The organism is Paraburkholderia caballeronis, assembly GCF_900104845.1.
Taxonomy (GTDB): Bacteria; Pseudomonadota; Gammaproteobacteria; order Burkholderiales; family Burkholderiaceae; genus Paraburkholderia; species Paraburkholderia caballeronis.
Genome location: NZ_FNSR01000001.1, coordinates 2701699 through 2715641, shown reverse-complemented (window position 1 = coordinate 2715641; position 13943 = coordinate 2701699). Strand labels below are relative to the sequence as shown.

18 protein-coding genes are annotated in these 13943 nt (G+C 62.7%); 2 read left to right on the top strand and 16 right to left on the bottom strand.

What is annotated here, in order from left to right; genetic code table 11:
• Positions 1–95: 95 nt before the first annotated feature.
• Together BLV92_RS12110 and BLV92_RS12105 are read left to right on the top strand one after the other, a co-directional pair.
• The gene (locus BLV92_RS12110; protein ID WP_373864007.1) at positions 96–392 is read left to right on the top strand and encodes a DUF4212 domain-containing protein; all 297 of its coding nucleotides are present in this window, start codon (positions 96–98) and stop codon (positions 390–392) included.
• Positions 389–2407 carry a sodium:solute symporter family protein gene (locus tag BLV92_RS12105; RefSeq protein WP_090545192.1) on the top strand — a complete coding sequence of 673 codons (2019 nt, stop codon included), beginning with the start codon at positions 389–391 and terminating at the stop codon, positions 2405–2407. Before BLV92_RS12110 ends, BLV92_RS12105 begins: the two co-directional genes overlap by 4 nt.
• Positions 2408–2570: 163 nt before the next feature.
• Here BLV92_RS12105 and BLV92_RS12100 read toward each other — a convergent pair whose 3' ends face one another.
• The 16 genes from BLV92_RS12100 to BLV92_RS12040 form a co-directional block, all read right to left on the bottom strand.
• Positions 2571–2789: an AlpA family transcriptional regulator gene (locus tag BLV92_RS12100; RefSeq protein WP_090545189.1), complete on the bottom strand. Its 219-nt coding sequence runs from the start codon at positions 2787–2789 to the stop codon at positions 2571–2573.
• A gap of 121 nt (positions 2790–2910) precedes the next feature.
• The gene (locus tag BLV92_RS31535; RefSeq protein WP_110332664.1) at positions 2911–3150 is read right to left on the bottom strand and encodes a hypothetical protein; all 240 of its coding nucleotides are present in this window, start codon (positions 3148–3150) and stop codon (positions 2911–2913) included.
• Between the two features lies 1 nt (position 3151).
• A complete protein-coding gene (locus BLV92_RS31530) occupies positions 3152–3484 on the bottom strand; it encodes a hypothetical protein (RefSeq protein ID WP_143040678.1) in 333 nt (110 codons plus the stop codon).
• Positions 3485–3491: 7 nt separating this feature from the next.
• Positions 3492–3710: a hypothetical protein gene (locus BLV92_RS12095; RefSeq protein WP_090545187.1), complete on the bottom strand. Its 219-nt coding sequence runs from the start codon at positions 3708–3710 to the stop codon at positions 3492–3494.
• Positions 3707–4156, bottom strand: coding sequence for a hypothetical protein (locus BLV92_RS12090; RefSeq protein ID WP_090545185.1), 450 nt, complete (start codon positions 4154–4156; stop codon positions 3707–3709). Before BLV92_RS12090 ends, BLV92_RS12095 begins: the two co-directional genes overlap by 4 nt.
• Positions 4140–6020, bottom strand: coding sequence for a hypothetical protein (locus tag BLV92_RS12085; protein ID WP_090545183.1), 1881 nt, complete (start codon positions 6018–6020; stop codon positions 4140–4142). Before BLV92_RS12085 ends, BLV92_RS12090 begins: the two co-directional genes overlap by 17 nt.
• Positions 6021–6041: 21 nt before the next feature.
• Positions 6042–7049 (bottom strand): DNA cytosine methyltransferase, encoded by a 1008-nt coding sequence (locus BLV92_RS12080; protein WP_090545181.1) that lies wholly within the window; start codon positions 7047–7049, stop codon positions 6042–6044.
• Entirely contained in the window at positions 7025–7582 is a 558-nt protein-coding gene (locus BLV92_RS12075) for an HNH endonuclease (RefSeq protein WP_090545179.1), read from the bottom strand. Before BLV92_RS12075 ends, BLV92_RS12080 begins: the two co-directional genes overlap by 25 nt.
• On the bottom strand, positions 7579–7722 hold the full coding sequence (locus BLV92_RS31525; RefSeq protein ID WP_373681873.1) for a hypothetical protein: 144 nt from the start codon (positions 7720–7722) through the stop codon (positions 7579–7581). The genes BLV92_RS12075 and BLV92_RS31525 overlap by 4 nt, the downstream gene beginning before the upstream one ends.
• Positions 7722–8627, bottom strand: a complete 906-nt coding sequence (locus tag BLV92_RS12070; protein WP_090545177.1) for a hypothetical protein — start codon at positions 8625–8627, stop codon at positions 7722–7724. The genes BLV92_RS31525 and BLV92_RS12070 overlap by 1 nt, the downstream gene beginning before the upstream one ends.
• A gap of 2 nt (positions 8628–8629) precedes the next feature.
• A complete protein-coding gene (locus BLV92_RS32030) occupies positions 8630–10243 on the bottom strand; it encodes a DUF6745 domain-containing protein (protein ID WP_167627033.1) in 1614 nt (537 codons plus the stop codon).
• A 39-nt stretch (positions 10244–10282) separates the two neighbouring features.
• On the bottom strand, positions 10283–10621 hold the full coding sequence (locus BLV92_RS12060; RefSeq protein ID WP_090545175.1) for a hypothetical protein: 339 nt from the start codon (positions 10619–10621) through the stop codon (positions 10283–10285).
• Between the two features lie 94 nt (positions 10622–10715).
• Positions 10716–10898, bottom strand: a complete 183-nt coding sequence (locus BLV92_RS12055) for a hypothetical protein (protein ID WP_090545173.1) — start codon at positions 10896–10898, stop codon at positions 10716–10718.
• A gap of 102 nt (positions 10899–11000) precedes the next feature.
• Entirely contained in the window at positions 11001–11654 is a 654-nt protein-coding gene (locus tag BLV92_RS12050) for a hypothetical protein (protein ID WP_090545171.1), read from the bottom strand.
• Positions 11655–11681: 27 nt separating this feature from the next.
• Positions 11682–13298, bottom strand: coding sequence for a YqaJ viral recombinase family protein (locus BLV92_RS12045; protein ID WP_090545169.1), 1617 nt, complete (start codon positions 13296–13298; stop codon positions 11682–11684).
• A complete protein-coding gene (locus BLV92_RS12040) occupies positions 13295–13942 on the bottom strand; it encodes an HNH endonuclease signature motif containing protein (protein ID WP_090545167.1) in 648 nt (215 codons plus the stop codon). Before BLV92_RS12040 ends, BLV92_RS12045 begins: the two co-directional genes overlap by 4 nt.
• Position 13943: the final 1 nt, after the last annotated feature.

Here is a 13943-nt window from a genome sequence, read left to right as displayed (position 1 = left end):
ATTGCCGGCCCCACGCGTTTTTGTTAAACAGGCGCATGGCCGCGCCGCACGCATCCCCCGACCAGAATCCCCATCCCCTGCCCGAGCCGCCGCTCGTGAGCGACGCGATGGCGCTCGCGCATCGGCGCTACTGGCGCTTCAATCTCGTGCTGATCGCCGTGCTGATGACGATCGGCTTCGTCGTGTCGTTTGTCGTGCCGCTCGTCGCGCACCGGCTCGGCGACGTGCGTTTCGGCGGCTTCCGGCTGCCGTTCTACATCGGCGCGCAGGGGGCGATTCTCGTGTACGTCGCGCTCGTCGCCCTCTATATCGTGCTGATGCAGCGCGCCGACCGCGTGCTGCAGGCCGCGCTCGACGCCGACCACGCCGTCCGCCAGGCACAGCAGCGATGAGGCTTGCGCATCGGCTGATCCGCTCGTATGCGTTTTATGCGCTCGGCTTCCTCGCGTTCGTGTTCGTGATGTGGCGCATCGAACTGAAGACCGGGCCGGGCATGTGGATCGGCTACGTGTTCCTGTTCGTGCCGATCGCCGTTTATGCGGTGATCGGGCTGCTGTCGCGCACGTCCGACCTCGTCGAATACTACGTTGCCGGACGGCGCGTGCCGTCCGTGTTCAACGGCATGGCGACCGCCGCCGACTGGCTGTCCGCCGCGTCGTTCATCGGCCTCGCCGGCTCGCTGTACGCGAGCGGCTACGACGGACTCGCGTACCTGATGGGCTGGACCGGCGGCTACTGCCTCGTCGCGTTCCTGCTCGCGCCTTACGTGCGCAAGCTCGCGCGCTACACGATCGCCGATTTTCTCGGCACGCGCTTTTCGAGCAACCTCGTGCGCGCGCTCGCCGTGCTCGCGACGATCATCTGCTCGTTCGTGTACCTCGTCGCGCAGATCCAGGGCGTCGGGCTGATCGCGATGCGCTTCATCGGCGTGGACTTCGCGATCGGCATCTTCTGCGGACTCGCCGGCATTCTCGTGTGCTCGTTCCTCGGCGGGATGCGCGCGGTCACGTGGACCCAGGTCGCGCAGTACATCATCCTGATCGCCGCGATGCTGATCCCTGTGTCGCTGATCGCGCATCGCGACGGTTTGGGCTGGCTGCCGCAACTGAACTACGGGCATCTGATGCAGCGGGTCGAGACGCTGGAGCGCACCGTGCGCGACGCGCCCGCCGAACACGACGTGCGCGACGCCTACCGGCGCCGCGCGGCCGCGTGGCAGACGAAGCTCGATACGCTGCCGCAGTCGTATGTCGAAGAGAAGACGCGGCTTGCCGATACGCTCGTGGACCTGAGACGGCGCAACGGGCCGCTGCGCGACATCGATTCCGTCGAGCGGCAACTGGCCGCCTTTCCGCGCGACGCCGAAGCCGCGCGGGCCGCGTGGACGCAGCAGCGCGACGACCTGCTCGAACGCGCGTCGCCGCCCGTGCCGATGCACGAGCCGTTTCCGGACGACAGCGCGGACGCGCGGCGCATCCACCTGCGCAACTTCCTGTCGCTGCTGCTGTGCCTGTCGCTCGGCACCGCGAGCCTGCCGCACATCCTGACGCGCTACAACACGACGACATCGGTGGCGTCCGCGCGGCGCTCCGTCGGGTGGACGCTGTTTTTCGTCGCGCTGTTTTATCTGACCGTGCCGGTGCTCGCGGTGCTGATGAAGTACGAGATCCTTGCGCATCTCGTCGGCCAGCGGTTCGACGACCTGCCGCACTGGGTGATGCAGTGGCGGCGCATCGAGCCGTACCTGATCAGCATCGCGGACGTGAACGGCGACGGCCTCGTGCGCTGGAGCGACATCCAGATGCAGCCGGACATGGTCGTGCTCGCCGCGCCGGAGATTGCCGGGCTGCCGTACGTGATGTCGGGGCTGATTGCGTCGGGGGCGCTGGCGGCGGCGCTGTCGACCGCGGACGGACTGCTGCTGACGATCTCGAACGTGCTGTCGCACGACGTGTATTACCACATGGTCGATCCGAAGGCGTCGAGCCAGCGGCGCGTGACGATCTCGAAGATCCTGCTGCTCGGGGTTGCGCTGTTCGCGTCGTGGGTGGCGTCGCTGAACGCGGGGAACATCCTGTTCCTGGTCGGCGCGGCGTTTTCGCTGGCGGCGTCGAGCCTGTTTCCGGTGCTGGTGCTCGGCGTGTTCTGGAAGCGCACGACGCGGCTCGGCGCGGTGGCGGGGATGGTCGCGGGGCTGGGAGTCTGCGTGTACTACATCGTTTCGACGTATCCGTTCTTCACGCAGTTGACCGGGTTCGAAGGGCGGCGGTGGTTCGGGATCGAGCCGATCAGTTCAGGCGTGTTCGGGGTGCCGGCGGGGTTCCTGGCGGCGATCGCGGTGAGTCTCGCGGACCGGAAGCCGGACCGGTATATGGTCGCGCTGGTGGATTATATTCGGCATCCGTGAGGGGTACGCGGCTTGCCTGAAAATGAAAAGTCCCGCGAAGCGACAAGCTTGCGGGACTTCTTTTTTCTGGCGGAGAGACGGGACGACCGACGCAGGCCGCAAAGCCTTGCTGGGTTTGAATCCCCCACGCGGATTTGCGGCCGACCCCAGTTCTCACCCCTGTTTATGCCGGCGCCGATTCTGCGACCCGCAAATCCTCCGATTCCGCCTTCCGTCCGGCCTTGACCGCCAGCCACGCGTCGATATCCTCCTCGAGCCAGCCCACCCGGTTCGGCGCGAGCTGGAAGGGTTTCGGAAAGCCGCCCTCGGCGATCATCTTGTAGATCGTCGACTGACTCAGGCTGACTTTCTCGATCACCTGCTTGATGCGAATGGCTTTCATGGCGTTAGCTCCCGTTCAGCCGCGGCAAGCGCCGCATTCAGTTCGACGCGGCGCGTCTGCGTCTTGCGGCCGTCGAGGATCGCGCGGATCATCGGTCCGCTGAAGAGGATGGGGGATTCGTTCACAGTCTCACCTCGGCGTATTCTGTCTTGACGCTCGCGTCATTTGAGTGGTGCCGCTGCAACACGAGCCGCACGCCGTGTCCGAGGTCAAGCGCATGGCCACGGCTATTCGCCTCGTTGAGCGCCGCACCATGTACGCTCCCGACCAACTCGGCCATGATTTCTCCAAGAATCTCGGGATGCCGTCGCAGGTTGTGCAGGAAGTCGTGATTGATTTCTAGAAGGGTGCGGGTGCTCATGCTACTTTGCTCCGATGGCGTCGATGGCGGCATCGCACGCGCGATCAAGTTCCTCATTCACCACGACCTTCTGACTCGGAATTGTTCCGGGCGCATGGACGTAGACGCATGCGAAAACAGTTCCGTTTTCAGGAGCGCCGGGTTTTCGCAAAACGCGATACCGCGCCGCATCCTGCTGAAGATCGGTGATTCGAGCGCGCAGCGCAGCGATAGCGTCGATCGCCTTCAGTTCGACGCTTCCGACAACGTGCACATCGGTTTGCGTTAGACGTTGCGATTGTTCTGCCATATTTCGGAGAGCCGCAACCACTGCATCGATTTCTTTGTCAGTCATGGTCTTTCTACGCCTGAATGATGAAGTTCGACTTCGCATACACCGGATTGCATGCCCACACTTCAACGCCATCGCGATAGAAGCTCGCCCAACCGTCTTTGACGATCACACGTGCCTGCGGAAAGACTTTGCTGTGTCCGTTCAGGGCCGCGGCGATTTCGTTCCGCTCGCGGCATGTGGCCCAGTATTCGCCGTCGGGAAGCGCTTCTTTCAGTTGTCGGGTCATCCCGCCTCTCCTGTTTCGAGCGGCCCTGCGAACAGGTCGCCGATAGCCTTGCGCGACCGACGCGTCTCACGCGCAGTGGCAGCGTGGTGCTCGGCGTCGTATGCGAGATGGCACCGCTGGCATAACGCCTTCAGATTGCCGTCGTCACAGTGCTCGGGTACGTGGTCGAGATGGGCGATCGTCAGCACGACGCGCGTCCAGCGGTTGCCGCAGTATTCGGATGCCCTGCAACGTCCGAGCAGCCGGCCGTCGTCGGCCGCATAGACTTCACCGTCGCCCTCGAAGCGCTGGAAGGTGCCGGCGTCTTTGTCGATGCCGCGGACGATCAGGTCACCATTGGCGACGCGGCACTGCTCGCAGCAGTTTCCGGCTCGCGCGAGGATGCGTGCCCGGATCTCGCCCCAGTTCGCCGGATAGCGGCCACGGTTCTCAGGCTTGATCGGCATGGTCGCCTCCCGTTTCGAGCGGCCCGGTGTCGCGCCATTCGTAGGGCTGGCGCGGCTCGGACTCGGGGTGCTGGACGTTCTCTCGCGGCTCACCCTCTCCGGTAGAGGGATGGGCGGCGAGAATGGTGCGCACCTCCATCACAACCTGCATGGACTCATAGTCCCATTGGCTCTGCGGCTCCGGCGGAGAATCGAAACTGCTCTGTCCGTAGGAAATGCAGCCTTCGAGCCGGTCGGCGCAATCGTGGATGGCCCGAAGTTGCTCTTTCGTCAGCGTCACACTTCTTGTCAGTTCTGCCGGACGAGCATTTTTCGCCCTGCATCGCCGCTCGATCTCCTTTGCGAAGTTCAGCCATCCCCACTTCTTCATGAAACCTTCGAGCATGTCGGGAAGCGATTCGAACGCAGCCTGCCGATCCTCGTCTGTGAGCGCGGCCCACTGAGTCGCACCGGCTTGCGCTACTGCTGCGCGCGGAAAGCAGTAGTGGCCGCCATCACACCCGATGGCGCTGCAACCCCCGGGCTTGCATCCATTGCCCATCACCGTGGCTTGCGGTGCGGTGGCGCGGGCTTGCCAGCCAGCGCAGAACACATCGAACGGCGTCATCGACTGCCACCGCCCATTCAACTGCTCGAACGCCGCGCGCTCGTCGGGCTGCGCGGCAGCATCTGCGAGCGCAGCAAATCCGCGCTGGATGGCGAAAAGCCTTTCCACGCTGCTTGACGCTCCTGTATCGGCGGCGTGGGGGGCCGTAGGGGCGGAGTCACCCTGATTGAAGCCGTGTCGATGCGTCATGCAGAAACCACAGGGGCACGTCGCGCGCGGCAGGCCGCTACCGATATGTACACCGTCCCGATATTGGCGCTCCACGTCCTCTACGGTCAGGCTATGCGCTGCCGCATCTGCTGCGACGGTAGGCGAAGGGGCGGCATGCGACATGGCAACTTGTCGGAGCTTGGCGAGCACAACGGGCGCATCGCGCTTCTTGTCGATTGCCGAACAGGCCGCCCCCAAGAGGCTGCGCTCGACCAGCACGAAATCGTCGTCCTTCGCCATCGACGGCGCTACCGCAGCGTCGGCGACGGGATGGGCTGCGGTATACAGCCTCGATAGGAGTTGCATTGCAGCGAGGACAGGATACGTATTTTCGACTTCTTCCTGCGTCATCCCTTCAATGTTCGGGTCTGTATCGCCGAGCTTTGCGTCGAGCAAATCCATCGCGCGCTTTAGCGCTGCGCGTTCGGCGCCCGACGCTCCGGCGCAGCAGGCGGGGGCGTTGACCGCGCGCGGCACGTCTTCCGTGTGATAGCGGCAAGTGTTCTGCCCGTAATCGCGACATTGAACGCCGCAATCACAGACCGGCTCGGCCCGCGCAGCATCTGCTACTGGAGCCTGCGGAGCGGCGGCGAGCATGGCGCGCACTTCCTCGGCCAGTTCGATCAGCGACCAATGGTAGTCGCGCTTTGCGGCGGCGTGCGCGCCGGAACCGAACGACAGCGATCCCATGTCGTCGTGGCCGTACTGCTGCGCGTAGTCGTCGGCCTTTTTGTCGAGCAACTTCGCCACAGCCTCAACGCCTTGCTTCCAGCCTTCCGTCGCCGCTACAGCTTGCGTCGCCTCTGCGGGAGCGGAGAGCGCGGCGCGTAGATCGCGGATTTCCGCACCGGCCGTGTTGGCGATTACCGCAGCGCCTTTCGCGGCCTCGCGCAGGGTATCAACTTCCTTGAGCAGGTCACGGATGACCGTCGCGCTCGTGCAGTCGTCGTCTCCGGTGATCGCGTCGATGCCCTCGCCGTTGTTCTCGCTGTGCTCGATGAACTCGCGCAGTTCTGCGGCGGTGTAGCCGCCGTATTTCTTGTCCATGGTGGTTCCTCTATGCGGTAGTCAGGCGGTCAGGGCTTCGTCGGCTGCTGCGATGAACGCTGCCGCCGCTTCCGCGTTGATGGCGTTGCCGTAGGCGCGCAGTCGTCCCACTCGGGCGGGAGCCCCATGAGCCAGCGGGAATGTGCCGGGTTCAACTGGCCGCCACTTTCCATCCCGGCAGAGGAGCCAATCAGCAACTCGCCAGAAGCCGTTAGTCGGGCCGGGAAGGCGGTCCGCATTACGCCCTGATTCGAGAAGCGCATCCTGTCTTTCCGCCCTTGGTCGTACTGATAATCCCCGCGCCGGCTGTCGATCGACGTTGGCGTTTGCCACGCCGCTAGTTGTGCCGCATCGTCCAGATTGCGCTTGCCCTTGGCGAACCGTTTCAGCGCTGTTTGTGGCGTCGCGCCGCGGCCGTCCCCTTCCCGTGATTGAGGCGTCGGCCACGATGCCAGCCACACCACTCGTCCGAGCAATGCGTTCAATGGAACGTTCGCGCACTCCGTGCCGTCCTTGTGATCGCGCATCGTGGGCGTGGGCCACGAAGAAAGTACGGTCTCGGATGTGCGGCGCACCGAGGCCCGCAGACGGGAAAGGGTTCGCTGCGCAGGCGTATTCCATGGCTTCCAGGTCATCGAAAACAAGGTCGATCCAAGGATCGACGTCTTTGCTCGCAACCTGCTCGCCAAAGATAACTGGAGGGCGGCACTCGCTGATGAGGTGGTGCCACGCCGGCCAAAGGTGCCGCTCGTCAGCAAACCCAAGTCCTTTGCCTGCCGCGCTGAAAGGTTGGCACGGCGCACTACCGGTCCAAACAGGTCTCTCTCCCCATCCGGCCAGGTTGAGCGCGTAGTCCCAAACGCCGATCCCGGCGAAGAAGTGACAGCGGTCGAATCCTCGTAGCTCATCTGGAAACACGTCCTCAATAGATTTATCGCAAATGACGCCTGGAGTGATATGTCCGGCATCCATCAAATTACTCAGCCAGTCGCAACAGTACGCGTCTATTTCGTTGTAGAAAGCTCGCATTTAACCGGCCTCTTGCCTGTTGACGGAACGTATTGATTTCCAGCGAAACCGTGCGCTTTCCCATGCTCTACGCTGCTGAGCAACTCGAAATTTCCAAGCTCGTTGATTTCCTTGTCGCCATTCCTGTGATGAACCTCATAACCTTCTGGAATCGGGCCGTGCGCTTCAGTCCACATCGCACGATGCAGATATTCGCGATCACCAGTTGTTTCTGCGTAATAGCCGTTTTCTCGACGCGTAAACTTTCGTCCACGCCATTCAACTACCGGCTGCAGATTAGGCTGTCGCATTTCAACGCCGCGGCGCGCGAGGATCTTGTGCATCGCCTGACGAGTCACCGAAAACTGTTCGGCTACGTCGGCAAGCGAAAGACCGGCTTTATAAAGGTCAACCGCTCTTGTGTAATCCTTCCTCGGTGCTGGCATTTCAATGCTCCTTTCGTCAACGTCGCCGCCATTGATATGACCGGCGGCGATCAGGCTGCGCAGCCACTGTGCGCAGTACGGGTCGATCTCGTTGTAATAAGCCGTCACGCGCTACCTCGATAGGTCTTCGTGAACGCCGCATCGACAGCGCGGCCGCGGTCGCGCACGACGTTCGCGAGCATCGCGCGGTCGTGATGGCTGGCGCTCGCCTGCCGTAGCAGCCCGAAATAGGAGTTCGCGACCTGCATCACAGCACCTCTTCGTCGGCATGCTCATCAAATGCCGATTCGAGTTCCGCGAAACGCCGAAATGCGCCAGCCATCGATCGAACAATGCTGCGCAACTCGCGCACAGTCGTATCAGCCTGTGCGAGTGCGATCATGGCGTTGAGGCGTTCGCGCATGTCGTAGGTGTTTTCGGGATTCGCGTCGGCACCCACCACAGCAGCGAGTTTCGCAATCGACTGACTGGCGATGCTGTCGAGCGATTTCAACTCGGTATCGCGCCGCGCCTGGACGTCGCGAATGCGGCGCTCCATACGCTCGATCTCCGCGTCGTATTGCGCGCGAAGCGTGGAGAGGCGATTTGTGGTGCGATTGAGGTGATCCTGAACTGCGGCGGCTACTACGTCGCCAAACTTCTCTCGCAGTTTGGCCGCCGCAGCCCATTCGTTCAGATCACGCCGACCCGCATTCAGCATGTATGCCTCGCGTTCATGGTCGCGCCGCTCGCCGTCCATCAGCAACTTCAGCCAAAGTTGTCGCGGCAACTCTGGGCATTTCGCCAGCGTCGGAGCCTTGATCACATTCCAGCGGTCTGCATGCCGAACCATCAAACCAGCGCCGCGTGGAATGTCGTCTTTTCGGAGAATGTTCGCGGGCGCCGCGAATATCACGCCGCTCGCGAACTGCAGATAGTCGAGATACTTGCCCTTCGTGACGTCCTGCAGGAAGTCGGAGCGCGACACCTTGCACTCGTATGCGAGCGGCGTAAAACGCGTGAAGCTGCACGGTATCGTGTACACATCGGGCCGTGTGCTGCCGACCGGCCCCAGTTGCATATCGACCCAGACGCGGCGATCAGTCATGCCGCGCAGGTGGGCGGCAAGATCATGAGACAGATCGTCGTGTTTCCATTCCCCGAACTTCGACATGATCAGCTCTCGATGACCGGGCGATAGGTCTCCGGCGTCTTACCGAAGCTCCACGCAACGCCGGCGTGCGCACTACGCGTATCGGGCGGCACGCGAAGGAAATACGTTTTGAACCGCGGCTCAACGTCGATGCGCATGCCGATCGTGCGCATCGTGTCGAGTCGCGATTGCACCGCCGCTTCGCCGAACGCCTCGGCCGCCTGTTCGCGCGTGAGTTCGCCATCGGGCTCCGGCGTGCTATTGAGCACGCGCACCATCACGAGCGGCTCATCATCGGGTAATTCCTTCCGGTACAGCACGCCGTAGTCGTCGCGTTGCAGCTGGCGCGCACCGGAGTCGAGCAGGTAGCGCGCCGTGTCGTACCGCTCGATCATCACGCGCCGCACTTCGGCGTTCGTTTCGGCTTCGATACGCTGGACGGTGATTGAAGTCGGATCCTCGATGATGTCGGCTGGCACCAGCACGCCGTGCACGTGGTAGAGCTTCCAGTCGTCCCGATAGGCGATCGACGGGCCGCTCTCGCAATGAAGGCGACCTCGCGCATCACGATTGATGACGGCCGGCCGGTCGGAGATCGCGAGGATGTTCTGGTGCCACCACACCCAGCCACAGGATTTGTGCAGCTCGTCGTGGACGTTGAACTTCGCATCAACCTTCACGCCGACGACGTCGCGCATGAACGTGACGAAGGCGCACCACTCGGCGTCGTAAATCGAGCCGCCGAACTGGTTGTAGAGGCCATCGCGCGCGAGCGCCCCGACCTGATCCCGGACCTGAGCCCAGACCTGATCCCCGACCTGAGCCCAGACCTGATCCCCGACCTGATCCCAGACCTGAGCCCCGACCTGATCCCAGACCTGATCCCGGACCTGATCCCCGACCTGATCCCCGACCTGAGCCCCGACCTGATCCCAGACCTGAGCCCCGACCTGATCCCCGACCTGAGCCCGGACCTGAGCCCGGACCTGATCCCCGACCTGAGCCCAGACCTGATCCCCGACCTGATCCCCGACCTGAGCCCCGACCTGATCCCAGACCTGAGCCCCGACCTGATCCCGGACCTGAGCCCGGACCTGAGCCCGGACCTGATCCCAGACCTGAGCCCCGACCTGATCCCGGACCTGAGCCCGGACCTGAGCCCCGACCTGATCCCGGACCTGAGCCCGGACCTGAGCCCGGACCTGAGCCCCGACCTGATCCCCGACCTGATCCCAGACCTGAGCCCCGACCTGATCCCCGACCTGAGCCCCGACCTGATCCCCGACCTGATCCCCGACCTGAGCCCCGACCTGATCCCCGACCTGATCCCCGACCTGAGCCCGGACCTGATCCCCGACCTGATCCCCGACCTGAGCCACGCTCGTCGGCTTCGCCGACTTCAACTGCTGCAGCATCCAGAAAGCCAGCGCGCCGCCAACCGCGCACGCATATGGCGAACCGACACGCAGGACGATCATCGGTTTTTTGAGGTTGACGTTTTCGTACGCACGCAGCGCCGCAGCGTTCGCACGGTCGAAATCGGCCGGTTCCGTGCTCAGGCCGATCTGGATGTACCGCTCGACCCATTCGCCGAACCGCGCGCGCTGTGCATCGGTCAATTTTTCGATTTTGGACATGATTGCCTCGTGGTGGTGGGGTGTCGGGTCGAGCGCCGATCAGTCGGCGACGCTGCGGATTTCCTCGGGGCTGTATTCGCGCTGCGTGCCTGCACCGAACTTGGAGACACGGTAGATGCCGGGCTCGAGCGGGATCGCGCCATGCTCTTCGTGCCGGATCGACGTGCGCTCCATCACTTGCAGGAAGCGTTCGGCGTCCGCATCCCACAGCTTTGCGGGCAGCACACCCGCTTCCGGATAGATCGCGTGCGCGTGGCCGGTAACTTCACCATATGCCAGCACGACGCGGCCATCGGCGAGAACTTCAGTCAGCGGCGCATCGGGCAGCGCGTCGACGCGCTCGATGAGGACATCACCTTGGCGAAACTGGTTTTGCATTTCAATCTCCAAAAGGACTGCGAAAAAGGACCGCCCATACAGGCGCGGCCAAACACACGCGACGCAGCCTCGGGCAGCTGCGCCACGGGACTTCTCACTCGCGCGGCTGCGTCGCATCCAGATGCCGGATGCGCGCGACGACGCGATCGGGGATACGGATGGCCTGAGCGCCGTGCATGGCGGCGAACGCAGGTCGGAGCAGTTCGCGGTCGACGCTGGACAGATCGGCGTGTTCGAGCCGCGTCAGCGCTTTCCAGATAGCGTCTTGCGTGGTCATAGGTTCACTCGTTCTTGAATGAGGCTCTACCGCTCAGCGCTTACCGGGATCCGTACGGGAGGGGGCATCCCGCTACACCGTGGCTGGCGGCAGAGCGTTCGGTCATTGCGACGCGTCGAGGGACGTCATCGCGTTCTTGATGTCCTGCACTCGCTGAGCGTCGAAGGCGTCCTGCTGGCTCTTCTTGCCCCGTCTCGGCGCGTTGGACTTCGTCGGCTCTTTAGCCGTTAGCGGCGCCGTATCCGGCTCTTCATCGTCGGGATCGGAATCGATCGTGCCGGTGACCTCGCTCTGGAGAACCGTGCAGACGCGCGCCACATCCGCTTCATCGGGATGACACTGGATGCGCACACTGTACGTCGTAGTGCCGCCTTCCTTCGCCGAGAAGCGGATGTTGTTGATGTCGACGTCGCGCATAACGATGTCGTTCGCGCCATCGTCACCGTGGTGGATACGGAACGCACCCTCGGAGAACTCCTCCAGCCACTTCACCGGCATCGCGAGGTGCTCGAAGCGGAGATTCGGGTAATCGGTGACGCGCTCGACGCCTTCGAGGTCTTCCTGCTGCGCGCCGGCCGGATTCTTCCAGTAGAAGGTCTGGACGAGCCGGCCGTCGAGTTTGTCGAGCGAGCGGTTCGACTGGTTGAACTCCAGACCGATGTCCATCGCGAGGCGATGCTCGTCGCCGTGCAACTCCTGTCGAACATTCACGCTGGTGACCTTCATCTTGATTTTGAAGAATCGAAACTCGGACATGACGCAGATTCCTTGTGTGAAGGGGGTTTAGGCGGTCGCTTCGAAGCGCGCGAGTTCGGCCTTGAAGTCCATCGTCGACAGGAGGGCGGCGACCTGTTGCAGCGTCGCGCCGTAGTGCTCGGCGAGGACGTCGAGGATGTCTGCGGCAGTCGGGCGCGGAATGCGGCGCGCGGGAGCGCTGGCAGCCTTTGCGCCGTCGCGGGCGGTCGGGGCGAGCGTGGCGGCCACCGACTCTTCTGCGGGCTTGCTGGACGTCTCGACGGCCGGGGCTTCCGCCTGTACCTGCTTTGCCGCTTCGGCGGCGGCAGCTACGCGTTGTGCTTCCGCTGCTTCGGCGGCTTTGCGACGATCTTCTTTCTCGGCCTCTTGCCGCTTGTGCTCGGCGATGCGCGACGTCACGACGAGTTGGAAATCGTCGGCTGGCTTTTGGATAAGCGTTTGCAGATCGCGGAACAGGAACGCGTGCTCATCGTGCGCGGCGAACCATTGCAGTTTCGCGCGCAGGTCCTTCGCGGCGGCATCGGCGGCGATTTTGCCGTTCGCAACTGCGGTGTCGATCGCCTCGTGCAGGCTCGCGAGCGTGCGCTTGTTCTTGGCCGCAGTGATGAAGTCCGGCGCGGCGATGTCGAGCTTCACGGCACCGAGTTCCGCGTTCAGTGCGTCGACGTGCGCCGCGTACGCCTTACGGCCGTCCTGCACGATCTCGGTCTTGATCTCGTCCTTCCGCTTCTTGACCAACTTGTCGAGGCCAAGGCGCTTGTCTCGCAACTGCGCCTTGATATGGTCGAGGGTGCGCATCAGATCGTCGATGCTGGCTGTCTGAGCGATCGCAGCGTTCTTCGCGACCTCCAGTTCCTTTTCGGCTTTTTCGCAGAACTTCACCGTCTCTTCGGCGTTCGCGAAATCCTCGTCGGTCTGGAGGTCGGTTTTGATGTTCGCGATGAACGTCTCGGCCGCCGCACGGAAGCGCGGCAGGTTGCTCGCGACCACTTCGCCCTTGATCTGGACGGCAAGTGTCGGCAGGCCCATGATCGCTTCTGCCTGCGGCTTCTCTTTAATCTCACGCGGTTCGTAGGTCGCGAGATCCTTTTCGAACTGTGCCCAGCCGGCACACAGGCGATCGAACCACATCGCGTCCGGAAGCACTTCCATCCAGACCGTGCCGGATTCGGTGCCGTCCGAGCACGTGAAGATCAGTCGCTTGGCGCCGGTCACGAACAGCACCTGTTGCGCCTGCGGCATGTGCTCTTCCGGCAGTACGCCGTTCTCGATCGACGCGTACAGGCTCTGGTTGAACTGCTTGTTTTCCCAGGCGGTGTCCTCAATCATCGTCAGGCCGTCGCACGACGCAGACATCCGGCCGAGGGAAAAGACCATCGGATAGAGGTCCTCGCCGAGCATCTCTTCCACGATCGGACGCGCGAGAGCTTCGACTTCGTGCCCCTTGTCGAGGATGTGCTCCTGCACCCAATCGCTGAACTCCTTCGGCGTGCCGGTGTACTTCATGTGCAGCAGTTCGTTGCGCTTGACCTTCGTCGAGAGGCCAAGCATTGCTGCGGCTTCGCTCGCGCCGAAGTGTTTCAGGCGGAACTCCATCCATTCGGGAGACCCCTGAACAAGGTCGTGGGTGATGCGTTCAATCATTTCGTCCGTCCATGGTTTGCGTGATAGCCGAGTCTGGCTTCGGCGGATTTGCGAATCTGGACCGCTTCGTCGAGAGAATCGAAGTAGCCGAGATATTCCGATCCGATCGTCACCCGGTAATGGTTGTTGATGAAAGCAACCCCGGGAACGCCCGTCTTGTTCCGAGTCTGCAAACTGAGATTCTTTGCGTTCTCTGCCCGCGACACGATGCGCAAGTTCTCAATTCGGTTGTCGGCCTTGTCCCCATTGATATGGTCAATCTCATTGCCGGCTGGAATCGGACCGACCATCATTTGCCACACAAGGCGATGGGCTCGGTATGACTGCGATCCGTACCCGATCTGCACATAGCCGGTCTCAGGCTCGACATACCCGACAATGTCGCCAACGGAGTGCTTCATCAGGTTGTATTGGCAGACAAGACGGCCGTCGTCGTATCGGAAAGCCTCAAGAACGCTAGGCCGCGAGCCATCCGCCTTGACGATCTTGTTGTCTACCTTGAAGCGGACTACAACCCGATGAGCCTCTTCTTCATTCTCGAAGAATCCCAAGTGGTGAAGATCCCGCCTGAAGCGAACTTGCGCGGCCCATTTGGACATAGCGGTGTTCCACGAGACCCCAGCGTGTCGAGAAGTCTTCGCCATC